Source organism: Pseudomonas azerbaijanoccidentalis (genome assembly GCF_019145495.1).
Classification (GTDB): domain Bacteria; phylum Pseudomonadota; class Gammaproteobacteria; order Pseudomonadales; family Pseudomonadaceae; genus Aquipseudomonas; species Aquipseudomonas azerbaijanoccidentalis.
This window is the reverse complement of the sequence record NZ_JAHSTU010000003.1, coordinates 118,836-132,325: the sequence shown is the minus strand read 5'-3', so window position 1 is coordinate 132,325 and position 13,490 is coordinate 118,836. Positions and strand designations below refer to the sequence as shown.

Sequence of the window (13,490 nt, the reverse complement as noted above, 5' to 3'; positions counted from 1 at the left end):
TTAGCCGATGACCTGCGGAATGCTGCCGTACAACTGCAGGATGTATTCCATGAACGTCTGCACCAGCCACGGGCCAGCCACGATCAGCGTCACCAGCATCACCAGCAGGCGCGGCAAAAAGCTCAAGGTCTGTTCGTTGATCTGGGTGGCGGCCTGGAACATCGCCACGATAAGGCCCACCAGCAGGCTCGGAATCACCAGCACCGCCACCATCAGCGTGGTCAGCCACAGCGCCTCGCGGAAGATGTCGACCGCTACTTCCGGCGTCATGGCGAGACACCGCCGAAGCTGCTGGCCAACGTGCCGATGATCAGCGCCCAGCCATCGACAAGGACGAACAGCATGATTTTGAACGGCAGGGAAATGATCAGCGGCGAAAGCATCATCATACCCATGGCCATCAGCACGCTCGCCACGACGAGGTCGATGATCAGGAACGGGATGAAAATCATGAAGCCGATCTGGAACGCGGTTTTCAGTTCAGAGGTCACGAACGCCGGCACCAGAATGGTCAATGGCGCCTGATCCGGCGAGGCAATGTCGGTGCGCTTGGACAGGCGCATGAACAGCTCAAGATCACTGGTGCGGGTCTGAGCCAGCATGAAATCCTTGATCGGCACCTGGGCCTTGGCCACGGCATCCTGGGCGGTCATTTTTTCCGCCAGATACGGTTGCAAGGCATCCTGATTCACCCGATCGAACACCGGCGCCATGATGAACAACGTCAGGAACAGCGCCATGCCGGTGAGGATCTGGTTCGACGGCGTTTGCTGCAAGCCCAGGGCCTGACGAAGGATCGAGAAGACGATGATGATCCGGGTGAAACTGGTCATCAGCATGACGAACGCCGGGATGAAACTCAGCGCAGTCATGATCAGCAGGATTTGCAGGCTGACCGAGTATTCCTGCGCACCTTCGGCGTTGGTGCCCAGCGTGATCGCCGGGATCGACAACGGATCGGCGGCGAACGCCAAAGGAGCGGCCAGCATCAAGGCCAGCGTCAAGACGATGCGCAGCGCACCCATTACTTCTTATCCTTTTGATCTTTACCGAGGATCTCCAGCAGGCGCTGGGCAAACTCCGGCGTCGTCTTCTCAGTCGTGCTCGGCACCTGCACCGGCTCCTTGAGCACATGCAAGGCCGTGATGGTGCCGGGGCTCAGACCCAGCAGAATCTGTTCATTGCCGACCTGCACCAGCATCAGCCGATCACGCGGTCCAAGAGCGCGGGAACCGATCAGCTCGATCACCTGGCCCTTGCCGGCCGGGCCTGCCTGCTGGACCCGGCGCAACAGCCAGGCGAGGAAGAAGATCAACCCCAGCACCAGCAGCAGGCCGAAAACCAACTGCGTCAATTGCCCGGCCACGCCACTGCTGGCGACAGGCGCAGCCGCCGTGGCAGCGCTCGCCACAGGCTCGGCCGCCAGCACGCTGAACGGCAACGCCAACAGAACCCCAAAAAACCTTTTCACTCAGCGCAGCTTCTTGATGCGTTCGCTTGGGCTGATCACGTCGGTCAGGCGGATGCCGAACTTCTCGTTGACCACAACCACTTCGCCGTGAGCGATCAGCGTGCCGTTGACCAGCACGTCCAGCGGCTCGCCGGCCAGGCGATCAAGCTCGATTACCGAGCCCTGGTTGAGTTGCAGCAGGTTGCGGATGTTGATGTCGGTGCTGCCCACTTCCATGGAGATCGACACCGGAATGTCGAGGATCACGTCCAGGTTCGGCCCTTCCAGGCTCACCGGGTCGTTGTTTCTCGGCACACTGCCGAACTCTTCCATTGGCAGGCGATTGTTCGAGGAACCGGAAGCATCGGCTGCCAGCAGCGCGTCAATATCAGCCTGCCCGGCATCACCGGTTTCTTCCAGGGCCGCAGCCCATTCGTCAGCCAGCGCCTGGTCGTCCTGGGTATTCATATCGTCAGCCATCATTTGTCCTCGGCGGGCCACCTGTGAGGGAGGCCGTCAGTTAAAAGCGAATGTGTGGGGCGTCGATCAACGACGCTCGATCGGCTCGATCACTTGCAACGCGAGGTTGCCTTTGTGCGATCCCATCTTGACCTTGAAGGCCGGCACGCCATTGGCGCGCATGATCATGTCTTCCGGCATTTCCACCGGGATGATGTCCCCCGGCTGCATGTGCAGGATGTCGCGCAGCTTCAACTGGCGGCGGGCAACGGTGGCACCGATCGGCACGTCGACATCCAGCACGTCCTGGCGCAGGGCATTGACCCAGCGTTCGTCCTGGTCGTCGAGGTCCGACTGGAAGCCGGCGTCGAGCATTTCGCGCACCGGTTCGATCATCGAGTACGGCATGGTCACGTGCAGGTCGCCGCCACCGCCATCGAGTTCGATGTGGAAGGTCGATACCACAATCGCTTCGCTTGGGCCGACGATGTTGGCCATGGCCGGGTTCACTTCCGAGTTGATGTACTCGAAGTTGACTTCCATGATCGCCTGCCAGGCTTCCTTCAAGTCGACGAAGGCCTGTTCCAGCACCATGCGCACCACCCGCAGTTCGGTCGGGGTGAATTCACGCCCTTCGATCTTGGCGTGACGGCCGTCGCCACCGAAGAAGTTGTCCACCAGCTTGAACACCAGTTTGGCGTCGAGGATGAACAGCGCGGTGCCGCGCAGCGGTTTGATCTTGACCAGGTTGAGGCTGGTCGGCACGTACAGCGAGTGCACGTATTCGCCGAACTTCATCACCTGAACGCCACCGACCGCCACGTCTGCCGAGCGACGCAGCATGTTGAACATGCTGATGCGCGTGTAGCGGGCGAAACGTTCGTTGATCATTTCCAGGGTCGGCATGCGTCCACGGACGATGCGATCCTGGCTGGTCAGGTCGTAGCTTTTGACGGTGCCGGGTTCGGCAGCGTTATCGGTCTGTACCAGACCATCGTCCACGCCATGCAACAGCGCGTCGATCTCATCCTGGGACAGCAGGTCCTGCACGGCCATGTCGTGTTCCTACTGCAGTACGAAATTAGTGAAAAGCAATTGTTCGATGACCACTTTGCCAAGCTCTTTCTGCGCCACTTCCTGAACGCTGGCCGTGGCTTTCTGGCGCAGCATTTCCTGGCCGACCGGCGACGCGAGCGTGGCGAAGTCTTGCCCGGAGAACAGCATGACCAGGTTGTTGCGGATCACCGGCATGTGCACCTTGAGCGCTTCCAGATCGGCCTGGCTACGGCCGAGCATGGTGATGCTCACCTGCATGTAGCGCTGACGGCCGTTCTGGTTGTAGTTGGCGACGAACGCCGGCGCCATCGGTTCGAAAACCGCCGGCTGCTTGCCCTGTGGCGCAGTTTCAACCACGGCGGCAGGCTTGCTCTGGGCGCTGTGCATGAAGTACCAGGTCGCCCCCACGGACAAACCGATCGCCAGCAGCAGGGCCACCACGACCGCGATGATCAGCTTGAGTTTGCTTTTGGTTGCGGGGTCTTTTACTGCTGCGTCGCTCTTCGCCATGCCAATAATCCGTCACTATTCGGGTTTTCACAGTCGCACGGATAGGCAAGAGCAAGTGTTATGCCAGAAGTAACCAGGGGGAAATGTCGGGGTATTGAAAAGCGAAAGATCGCAGCCTTCGGCAGCTCCTGCGTTTCCACTGTAGGAGCTGCCGAAGGCTGCGATCTCTTGAAGGCAACCCGATCTATCAGGCGTAGTAATCGACCGCGCTGGAGCCGATCACACTGGTCACCGGTGCAGCGACTTCAGCGATGGCTGGCGTTATGTCGTCATCCATCGAATCAAGACGACCGCCACCGGCACTGGTACGCCCACTCTGTGCCTGCTGATTTTGCCCCTGGTCCTGGGACCCGCGGTTCTGGTCGGACACATTGACGTCAACCTGGCCCATGCCCTGCTGGGTAAACATGTCACGCAAGCGATGCATCTGCCCGTCCAGCGCTTCGCGAACACTCGGGTGTGCGCTCATGAACGTCACTTGGGTCTGCTGGTCCGGGACCATGTTGACCCGTATGTCGAGACGCCCCAGTTCGGCCGGTTGCAACTGGATATCCGCCGCCTTGAGATTGGCGCTGGATAGATACATCACACGGTTGACCACTTCTTCAGTCCAGCCGCTCTGATGCATGGCGATCGGCTGATTGACCGGCAAGGCGTTGGCGGTTTTCGGTGTGGCGGCCTGGGTCAATGCCGCCAGACGGTTGGCAAAATCGTCGACGCGGGTATCGCTGCTGGCCGACTTCAGGTCCTTGAGACCGTCATCAATCAAACCGCTGAAGGCTTTTTCGCCACCCTGGCTGGTGCTGTCCTTGTCGGCCTGCACATCGAGCATGCTGGCCATGCCGGCGGCAAAGTTCTGCGCGGCGGTCTGTTCGCCATCGGCCTGGGCCTGGGCGGACGTCGATGCAGCCTTGGGCTGCGCCTGACTGGACGCGGACACGTGGCCGCTTTGCTCCATGGCCATGCGCAAGGCAGGCAATGCATCGAGCGGATCGGCCTCGGGATCGAAAGCGGTATCCGTGGCATCCGCCGCCGGCAAAGCGGCAACCGGCGCGGCAACCGGGGCTTCAGCCGGCAACGGAGCGGCATCCACAACCGGCGTGATCACCGGTGCAGGCGTGGCCGCTACGGGTTGCGCCGCCAGCAGTAAGGCAGGATCGAGCGTTGGATCAACAGGCGCGGCATCGACAACCGGCGTTTGTGCGGTATCGGCAGCATCGTCGCTGGCTGCGCTGTCGTCAGCCTGCGCCGGTTTGTCGGCGGGCAAGGTTTTGCCGCTATCGGCAACCTCGGGTTGCGCGGCGGCAGATTTATCGTCGGCGACGTCTTTCTTGCCGGCGCTGTCCGCCGCCTTCTCACGCACCGGTTTGACCGGGCTGTCAGCCGCGGCGGCGGGTTTGTTCTGGCCTTGCTTGGCGTACACCTGAGCGAAGCTGGCAGCCTTGTCCCCGGGCTCAGCGGTCAGCGCCGTGGAATTGGCGGAGGCAGTCTGCGCCTTGGCCGGCGCGACGGCCTGAAGAAGATTATTGGGGGTAACGGGCATTTAACGGTCTCCGCTGCACTGGGATCGTAGGTACAGTTGGAGAGTTATCTGCAAGGCTCGCGCCAGTTTCACCGGATGACGACGAAAGGCGCTTGTCAATTCAACTGGCCGCCGGGGAAGGCTGTCGCGCGGTGTCATAAAGAGGCCGCACGAGGGCGAACTCGCTTTCGATATCGGCGATCAATCGGTCAATATCGACAGCCGCAAGGGTCTTGGCATTGTGCTCAAGCGTGCTACACAACTCGGCGAGCCTGACGGCGCCCATGTTGCTGCTGCTGCCTTTGAAACTGTGGGCAATCTCGTTCAACTGCGCAGCCGAATCCGCCTGACGCAACGACTGCAGGCGCGCTTCACAATCGACGAGGAAGGTATCGATCAATGTCGAAAACTCCTCCTCCATGACTTCCCGTAACGCGCTCAGCACGTCCGGGTCCAGATGTTGATCAGCCACTTGCTCACTCCTTGATCAAGAATGCGCGGATTATGCCAGAGCCTCCCAGAAAAACTCCACGCGGGCACTTCGACCATCGTCGGACCAACTGGCGTTGCGCCCTAATTGACGGATCAAACTCACACCACGCCCCGACAGACGGACAGGATCAATCGGTCGCGCCAGCACGCGCCCGACATCAAATCCCTTGCCGCTGTCCTCGACGCGGATCACCAGGCAACCACCCTCGCCTTGCGGCGTGACCTGCAGATGCACCCGTACGAAGCCGTCCTGCAATTCGTCCAGACGCGTGTTGCGCTCTTGGTAATAACGGGTAAAACCCGAGACATCGCGCTTAAGACTTGAGTCGAGTCCCAGCACGCCATGCTCCAGGGCATTGGAATACAACTCGGCCAAGACACTGTAGAGCGCCCCGCTCTGCGCCCGTAAACCATGAACCTCCAGCAGCAATTGCAGCAAGTACGGTAGTGGATTGAAGCGTTTGAGCGTCGCTGCGCGATACTCGAAACTCACCGACCAGTCGAGCGGACACGACTGACCACTGTCGGAATAGACCGGCACCGGCGCAATCAGCTGTGACGACTCAAGCAGGCTGATTTCCACCATGCTCACATCGTCGCGGGTCTGACCACCAAAGTCGCGCAACGCCTGGCCGATTTCCTCGAACAGTGCATCCGGCTCACGATTGGCCGCAAACACCCGTTGCAGACGCTGCACACCGAACAATTGTTCATTGGCATCGCAGGTATCGATCACTCCGTCTGACAGCAGGAACACCCGATCACCGACTGCCATCGGGAACACTTCCGTGCGGTCATCGAATGTTTGCGGGCTGAGCACGCCTAAAGGCAAATGCCTAGCCGTTATCGGTGTGCGCTCGCCACTAGCGATGTTGTTCAGATAACCGTCCGGCATGCCACCGTTCCAGACCTCCACCGAGCGACGCTGGAAACTCAGGCACAGCATCGTTGCGCAACAGAACATGTCCACTGGCAAGATGCGTTTGAGCTTGGCGTTCATTTCGCGCAGGGTTTCGGACAAGCCGTAACCCTTTGCCGTCATCCCGTAGAAAACCTCGGCCAGCGGCATGGCGCCAACCGCCGCGGGCAAACCATGGCCGGTGAAATCACCGAGCAGCACGTGCATATCGCCCGCCGGCGTGTACGCCGCCAGTAGCAAGTCGCCGTTGAACAACGCGTAAGGCGATTGCAGATAACGGATATTGGCAGCGTTGAGGCAGCCGGAATGGGCCACCTTGTCGAATACGGCCTTGGCCACCCGTTGCTCATTGAGCAGATAGTCGTGGTGCCGGGCAATCTGATCACGCTGTTGCAACACGGTCGCCTGCAACCGGCGCAAGCGGTCCATCGCCTTGATTTTGGCGGCGAGAATCACCTGGTTGTAGGGCTTAGCCAAAAAGTCGTCACCTCCGGCCTCTAGACAGCGAGCCAAGGCTTCGCTCTCGGACAGCGAGGTGAGGAAGATGATCGGCACCAGGGTTTCCCCGGCCAGTGCCTTGATTTGCTGCGCAGCCTCGAAGCCATCCATCACCGGCATCATCGCGTCCATCAACACCAGTTGCGGTCGTTGCTGGCGAAACGCTTCGACCGCCTCGGCGCCGTTGGCTGCCGTCAGTACTTCATGGCCCTGACGACGGACGATACTCGACAGCAGCATGCGATCCGCCGCACTGTCTTCGGCAATGAGGATCGTCAACGGTTCGAGTGCTGTGTGCACGGTGCTCAACTGATGTCGAACAGTTTGTCGAAGTTGGAAATAGCGAGAATTTTCCTCACATCCGAACTGCTGTTGACCACGCGAATGTCGGAGTCTTCGCCACCGGCGTGATCACGCAACAGCAGCAACATGCCCAGCGCAGAGCTGTCGAGGTAGGTGGCCTCTCTGAGGTCGACCACAACCGCCGATAGCTCTTTATCTTCGTAGGATTCACGAAATTCCTGATGCTTGGCGAAATCGAATCGTCCTTTGACCGATATCGTCAGCTTTTGGCCGTCGGGGGATACTTCTGTAACAACTGACATGTCATGGCTTCCTTGTCATTGGTAAACCTGCTTGTACAAGGTTTAGCATTTGGTAGAGGTTGCGGCAAGGCAGGTCATCAGGATCAAAAGATCGCAGCCTGCGGCAGCTCCTACAATATCGGATTTACACACGGTCAATGTAGGAGCTGCCGCAGGCTGCGATCTTTTCGCAACGCTCTATCAATACTGATCCTGCCGCGGCAAGCGCTGGGACAATTCGTCCAGCAACTTCTGCTCACGCTTGTCTTCCAGTGCCCGCGCCTCATCGGCATAGCGCTGCACCAGTTTACGCAAACCCTCGACCCGGGCAAACGCTTGCTGCCAGGTGTCCCGCGCCTTGTTCAGGTTGTTCTGGTGCCAGGCCAGGCTTTGGCGCTGCTGATCGATGGCGGTGCCCAATTGCGCGAGAAAGCCTTGATAGCCCAGCAGCCATTGGCCCGAAACGCCGCTGCTGCCGCGCACGATCCACTGTTCTTGATAATCGAGACGAAAAGCTTCGAGGTCGGCGAGTTTGCTTTCGGCCAAACGCACCTGCCCCTGAAAATGCCCCAGGCGCTGGACCGCGGTTTTTTCGGCCTTCTCGGCCATTTCCACCACAGGTGCCAGACGCCCCGCCCGAGTCTGCGCCATGACGGGTTAGCCGCCCGCCGCGGGCGCGAAAATCGAGGCGAGATACGCTTCGCTTTCGCCCAGGCTGATGCTGTCGTTGAGGCCTTGGCGCAGGTATTTGACCAGTTGCGGCTGCAGGGAAATCGCCAGGTCGGTCTCGCGATCACCGCCGGCGACGTAAGCGCCAACGCTGATCAGGTCGCGACTCTGCTGATAGCGTGACCACAATTGCTTGAAGTACTGCGCCCGCATCATGTGCTCAGGTGACACCACGGCCGGCATGACCCGGCTGATGGAGGCCTCGATATCGATGGCCGGGTAATGCCCTTCTTCGGCCAGTCGCCGCGACAGCACGATGTGCCCGTCGAGCACGCCCCGCGCCGAGTCGGCAATCGGGTCTTGCTGGTCATCGCCTTCGGACAGCACGGTGTAGAACGCCGTGATCGAACCGCCACCCTTCTCGGCATTACCGGCCCGCTCCACCAGTTTCGGCAACTTGGCGAATACCGACGGCGGATAACCCTTGGTCGCTGGCGGCTCACCGATGGCCAGGGCGATTTCCCGCTGGGCCTGGGCGAAACGGGTCAACGAATCCATCAGCAGCAGGACGTTCTTGCCCTTGTCGCGGAAATACTCGGCGATGCGCGTGCAGTACATGGCGGCGCGCAAGCGCATCAGCGGCGCATCGTCCGCCGGGGACGCCACCACCACGGAACGCTTGAGCCCTTCTTCACCGAGGATGTGCTCGATGAATTCTTTAACTTCACGACCCCGCTCACCGATCAGCCCGACGACGATGATGTCGGCCTCGGTGAAGCGGGTCATCATGCCCAACAGCACGGATTTACCGACACCCGTACCTGCGAACAGGCCGAGACGCTGGCCGCGACCCACCGTCAACATGCCGTTGATGCAACGAATGCCCACGTCCAGCGGTTCGCTGATCGGTTCACGCTTGAGCGGGTTGATGGTCGGGCCGTCCATCGGCACCCAGTCTTCGGCCTTCATCCCGCCCTTGCCGTCGAGCGCACGACCGGCGCCATCGAGCACACGCCCAAGCATGCTCATGCCCATCGGCAAGCGGCCGGTATCGGAAAGCGGAACAACGCGAGCGCCGGGCGCAATGCCGGCAACGCTGCCGACCGGCATCAAAAACACTTTGCTGCCGGAGAAGCCCATGACTTCGGCTTCGACCTGCACCGGGTGATAGCTGTCATCGTTGATGACCATGCAACGGCTGCCCATCGCGGCGCGCAAGCCTTCGGCTTCGAGGGTCAGGCCGACCATGCGCAGCAGGCGCCCTTCAAGAATCGGCGCGCCGGCCAGTTCCGTGGCCTCGGCATAGCTGCCCAGGCGCTTGGCGAAACTGGTGCGTTCAAGGCGCATCGGGAAGGTCCGGATCAGCGGCGGCTGCGGGTTTGCTTTCGACCGGCAGCTCCAGAGTCACGTCCGGCGCCGACGGGTGCAAGGCCTGCTCGTGGAGCTGATCGAACAGCTTGTCCATGACCTGCTTGACCCGAGTCTCCACGGTGGCATCGATGCGGCTGTGCTCGGTTTCGACCCGGCAGCCGCCCGGCAACAGCGACTCGTCCTCGACGATGCGCCAGGTTTCTTCATGGCGTTCGCGCAGGGCTTTGACCTGTTCGAAATCCTGCGGATTGATGTACAGCCGCACATTGCCCACGCCCAGCGGCAACAGCTTGAGGGCTTCGCGCATGACGTGTTCGATCTGCGTCGAATCGATGGCCAGTTCGCGCTGAATCACCTGCTTGGTGATGTGCTGCACGAGATCGACCAGCGACTTTTCAATCTGGGTGTCTTGTTCGGCGATAGGCTCGAACAGATGCGCCATCAGCTGTTCCAGCCCGGCGATCTTCGGCGCCAATGCCTGTTCGGCTTCCTGGCGAACCTTGAGGGTGGTGCTGTGGAAACCTTCCTTCTCACCCACTGCAAAGCCTTCGTTATAGGCTTCCTGGCGAATGCTTTCGAGCTCTTCGAGGGTCAGTGGCTGGACTTCCTCCAGCGGCACTTCTTCCATTTCCGGCGGTTCGGGTTCCGGCTCCGGTTCTGGCTCAGGTGCCGGCGGGTCGAAACTGGGCAGCGCCCAGGTATCGAAACCACTGACATCCCTGGCCCGGATCAGGTCAGTGGGTGAATCATCATGCTTGGCCATGGTGTTAAATCATTTCCTCGCCGCCCTTGCCACCGAGAACGATTTCTCCGGCCTCGGCCATACGACGGGCGATCGTGAGGATTTCTTTCTGCGCGGTTTCCACGTCGCTGACGCGTACCGGGCCTTTGGCTTCCAGGTCGTCGCGCAACAGTTCGGCCGCACGCTTGGACATGTTCTTGAAGATCTTCTCTTTGACGCCTTCGTCCGAACCCTTGAGGGCCAGTACCAGCACGTCGGAGGACACTTCGCGCAACAGTGCCTGGATACCGCGGTCGTCGACATCGGCCAGGTTGTTGAACACGAACATGAGGTCTTCGATCTGACCGGACAGGTCTTCGTCGACTTCGCGGATCGAGTCCATGAGCTGGCCTTCGATCGAGCTGTCGAGGAAGTTCATGATGTCGGCTGCACGCTTGATGCCGCCCAGCGTGGTACGCGAAGCATTCGAGTTGCCGGAGAACTGCTTCTCGAGAATCTGGTTGAGCTCTTTGAGGGCCGCCGGCTGCACGGTGTTCAGCGAGGAAACCCGCAAAATGATGTCCAGGCGCACCTTGTGGTCGAAGTTGCCCAGCACTTCGCCGGCCTGGTCCGGATCGAGATACGCCACCACGATCGCCTGGATCTGCGGGTGCTCGTAACGGATCACATCGGCGACGGCGCGCGGTTCCATCCACTTCAGGCTGTCGAGGCCACTGGTGTTGCCACCCAGCAGGATGCGGTCGATCAGGCCATTGGCCTTGTCTTCGCCCAGTGCCTGGGTGAGCATTTTGCGCACGTAGTCGTCGGAGCCGACGCCCAGGCTGGTCTGGTCGCCGACGATGTCGACGAACTCGCTCATCACCTGCTCGACCTGCTCGCGGTGCACGTTACCCATCTGCGCCATGGCCACGCCTACACGCTGGACCTCTTTAGGCCCCATGTGGCGCAGCACCTGGGCGGCGTCGGTAGAACCAAGGGACAGCAGCAGGATTGCGGCTTTGTCGACCTTGGACAGCTTGGCGGCAACGGCTCGGTTATCACTCATCTGCGTTAATCCACTCTTTCACGACCTGGGCCACACGACCCGGGTCTTCTGCCACCAGACTCTTGATGGCGTTCAACTGTGCGTCATAGCCTTCGCTCGGGCTCGGCAGCAGAATGCTTTGCGGGCCACCGAGGCTGACGCGGTCGTTGGCCAGTTCGCCGTCCAGACCGCCCATGCCACCCAGCTCGACATCACTGCCGATGCCGGCCAGTTGCTTGTCCTTGCCGCCGCCGGTGATGTTGTTAAGCACCGGCCGCAACACGCCGAACACCAGCACCAGAATGAACAGGACACCCAGCACTTGCTTGACGATGTCCCAGAACCACGGCTGGGAGTAGAACGGAATGTCGGCGATCACTTCACCGCGATCGGCGGAGAACGGCATGTTGATGACGCTGACGCTGTCACCGCGGCTGGCATCGAAACCGACTGCGTCCTGAACCAGACGGGTGAAGCGCGCCAATTCGTCGGCGGTCCACGGTGCGCGGCTGGTTTCGCCGATGGCCGGGTTGATCTTGACCTGATCATCAACCACCACCGACACCGACAGGCGATTCAACCGGCCCTGCTGCTGCTTGGTGTGACTGATGGAACGGTCGAGTTCGAAGTTCTTGGTCGATTGTTGACGCTTGTCCGCCGGGTAAGGCGCGAGCATTGGCTGACCGGTGGCCGGGTCCATGATTTGTTGGCCGTTGGCATCGATCAGCGGCTGGCCTGGCTGCACCATACCGGCGGCTGGCGCGGCGCCCGCGGTGGTTTGTGGCGCGGAGGCCGGCGCAGGTGGCTGGTTGCTCAGGGCACCTGGAACACCTTGCGGGCCATTGCTGGCAGTACGTTGTTCGTTGACCGACTGCTCGCTGCGCAGCGCTGGCTGGTCAGGGTTGAACTGCTCGGACGTCGACTCGACGGCACTGAAGTCGACATCGGCGGAAACTTCCGCTTTATAGCGGTCGTTGCCCAGCACCGGTTGCAGGATGTTGTGCACACGCTGGGTGAGCATGCTTTCCATGCGGCGGCTGTAATCGAATTGCTTGCCGGCCATGGTCAGTTCGGAGTTTTCCGCCTGATCGGAGAGCAGGTTGCCCTTCTGGTCGACCACGGTGATCTGCGACTTGCTCAACTCGGGAACGCTGGTCGCCACCAGGTTAATGATGGCCACGACCTGGCCTGGCTCCAGCGAACGACCGGAATAGAGTTCAACCAGTACCGAAGCACTCGGCTTGCGCTCATCACGCACAAACACCGAACTCTTGGGAATCGCCAGGTGCACACGGGCACCCTTGACGTTGTTCAGGCTGGAAATGGTCCGGGCCAGCTCACCTTCGAGGCCACGACGATAACGGGTGGCTTCCATGAACTGGCTGGTACCCAGGCCCTGCTCTTTATCGAGGATCTCAAAACCGATGTTGCCATCGCTGGGAGTGACACCAGCGCCCGCGAGCTTGAGGCGCGCGCGGGACAAATCTTCAGCCTTGACCAGCAAGGCACCGGAGTTCGGTTCAACGGTATAAGCGATATCGGCGGCGGCGAGGGTGTCCATGACCTGCTTGGCGTCCATACCGGCAAGGCTGCCGTACAGCGGACGGTAGTCCGGCTGCTGGGACCACAACACCACGGCAAAACCAATCGCCACGCTCGCAGCCAGGCCAACCAACAGGCCAACCTGACGCAGCATGGTCATCTCGGAGAGGTTTTCCAGGAAGGACAACCCGAACAGCGGCGGTTTGCCGTCTATTGGAGTGGCCTTGGCCGGAACATTATCGGCGACTGCTTCTGCCATGACTCAATCTCGTCCTTAAACCGGCATCTGCATGATGTCTTGGTAAGCCTGAACCAGCTTGTTACGCACTTGGGTCAACGCCTGGAAAGACACGCTGGCTTTCTGCGAAGAAATCATCACGTCCGTCAGGTCGACGCCGCTCTTGCCGATCTCGAAGGCATTGGCCAACTGAGTGGAAGCCTGCTGGGTGTCGTTCACTTTATTGACGGCCTGACCGAGCATGTCGGAAAAGCTGCTGCCATTCAGTTCAGGGACGGCGGCAGTCGATTTCGGCGCAGACATGGCATCCATTTGCATGGCACGCATATCCAGCATCAACCGATTGAATTCAATACCTTGGCTCATGATCTCTCTCTTTGGCGGCCCGCAATTTTTTGACACTCACTCGGCGGG

At 60.5% G+C, this 13,490-nt stretch carries 16 protein-coding genes; all 16 read right to left on the bottom strand.

Going from position 1 to position 13,490, the window contains the following annotated elements; genetic code table 11:
* The 16 genes from fliQ to fliE all read right to left on the bottom strand — a co-directional run bounded on the left by fliQ (position 1) and on the right by fliE (position 13,442).
* Positions 1-270, bottom strand: a complete 270-nt coding sequence (fliQ, locus tag KVG88_RS11320) for a flagellar biosynthesis protein FliQ (protein ID WP_008058625.1) — start codon at positions 268-270, stop codon at positions 1-3.
* Positions 267-1,025 carry a flagellar type III secretion system pore protein FliP gene (gene fliP, locus KVG88_RS11315; protein ID WP_075948885.1) on the bottom strand — a complete coding sequence of 253 codons (759 nt, stop codon included), beginning with the start codon at positions 1,023-1,025 and terminating at the stop codon, positions 267-269. The genes fliQ and fliP overlap by 4 nt, the downstream gene beginning before the upstream one ends.
* On the bottom strand, positions 1,025-1,471 hold the full coding sequence (gene fliO, locus KVG88_RS11310) for a flagellar biosynthetic protein FliO (RefSeq protein WP_150704823.1): 447 nt from the start codon (positions 1,469-1,471) through the stop codon (positions 1,025-1,027). Before fliO ends, fliP begins: the two co-directional genes overlap by 1 nt.
* Positions 1,472-1,930: a flagellar motor switch protein FliN gene (fliN, locus tag KVG88_RS11305; protein WP_056853168.1), complete on the bottom strand. Its 459-nt coding sequence runs from the start codon at positions 1,928-1,930 to the stop codon at positions 1,472-1,474.
* Between the two features lie 66 nt (positions 1,931-1,996).
* The gene (fliM, locus tag KVG88_RS11300) at positions 1,997-2,965 is read right to left on the bottom strand and encodes a flagellar motor switch protein FliM (RefSeq protein WP_150704822.1); all 969 of its coding nucleotides are present in this window, start codon (positions 2,963-2,965) and stop codon (positions 1,997-1,999) included.
* A 9-nt stretch (positions 2,966-2,974) separates the two neighbouring features.
* Positions 2,975-3,475 carry a flagellar basal body-associated protein FliL gene (gene fliL / locus KVG88_RS11295; protein ID WP_150704821.1) on the bottom strand — a complete coding sequence of 167 codons (501 nt, stop codon included), beginning with the start codon at positions 3,473-3,475 and terminating at the stop codon, positions 2,975-2,977.
* A 187-nt stretch (positions 3,476-3,662) separates the two neighbouring features.
* On the bottom strand, positions 3,663-5,018 hold the full coding sequence (locus tag KVG88_RS11290; protein WP_217871370.1) for a flagellar hook-length control protein FliK: 1,356 nt from the start codon (positions 5,016-5,018) through the stop codon (positions 3,663-3,665).
* A gap of 100 nt (positions 5,019-5,118) precedes the next feature.
* Complete coding sequence (locus KVG88_RS11285; RefSeq protein ID WP_150704819.1) at positions 5,119-5,469, bottom strand: Hpt domain-containing protein; 351 nt, start codon at positions 5,467-5,469, stop codon at positions 5,119-5,121.
* A gap of 30 nt (positions 5,470-5,499) precedes the next feature.
* Positions 5,500-7,206, bottom strand: coding sequence for an ATP-binding SpoIIE family protein phosphatase (locus KVG88_RS11280; protein ID WP_217871369.1), 1,707 nt, complete (start codon positions 7,204-7,206; stop codon positions 5,500-5,502).
* Positions 7,207-7,211: 5 nt separating this feature from the next.
* Positions 7,212-7,511: an STAS domain-containing protein gene (locus tag KVG88_RS11275; protein WP_150704817.1), complete on the bottom strand. Its 300-nt coding sequence runs from the start codon at positions 7,509-7,511 to the stop codon at positions 7,212-7,214.
* 180 nt (positions 7,512-7,691) lie between these two features.
* Entirely contained in the window at positions 7,692-8,141 is a 450-nt protein-coding gene (fliJ, locus tag KVG88_RS11270) for a flagellar export protein FliJ (RefSeq protein WP_150704816.1), read from the bottom strand.
* Between the two features lie 6 nt (positions 8,142-8,147).
* A complete protein-coding gene (gene fliI / locus KVG88_RS11265; RefSeq protein ID WP_150704815.1) occupies positions 8,148-9,506 on the bottom strand; it encodes a flagellar protein export ATPase FliI in 1,359 nt (452 codons plus the stop codon).
* On the bottom strand, positions 9,496-10,293 hold the full coding sequence (fliH, locus tag KVG88_RS11260; RefSeq protein ID WP_150704814.1) for a flagellar assembly protein FliH: 798 nt from the start codon (positions 10,291-10,293) through the stop codon (positions 9,496-9,498). Before fliH ends, fliI begins: the two co-directional genes overlap by 11 nt.
* Before the next feature lie 4 nt (positions 10,294-10,297).
* A complete protein-coding gene (gene fliG, locus KVG88_RS11255; RefSeq protein ID WP_007983391.1) occupies positions 10,298-11,317 on the bottom strand; it encodes a flagellar motor switch protein FliG in 1,020 nt (339 codons plus the stop codon).
* A complete protein-coding gene (gene fliF, locus KVG88_RS11250; RefSeq protein ID WP_217871368.1) occupies positions 11,310-13,097 on the bottom strand; it encodes a flagellar basal-body MS-ring/collar protein FliF in 1,788 nt (595 codons plus the stop codon). Before fliF ends, fliG begins: the two co-directional genes overlap by 8 nt.
* A gap of 15 nt (positions 13,098-13,112) precedes the next feature.
* On the bottom strand, positions 13,113-13,442 hold the full coding sequence (gene fliE / locus KVG88_RS11245; RefSeq protein WP_150704812.1) for a flagellar hook-basal body complex protein FliE: 330 nt from the start codon (positions 13,440-13,442) through the stop codon (positions 13,113-13,115).
* Positions 13,443-13,490: the final 48 nt, after the last annotated feature.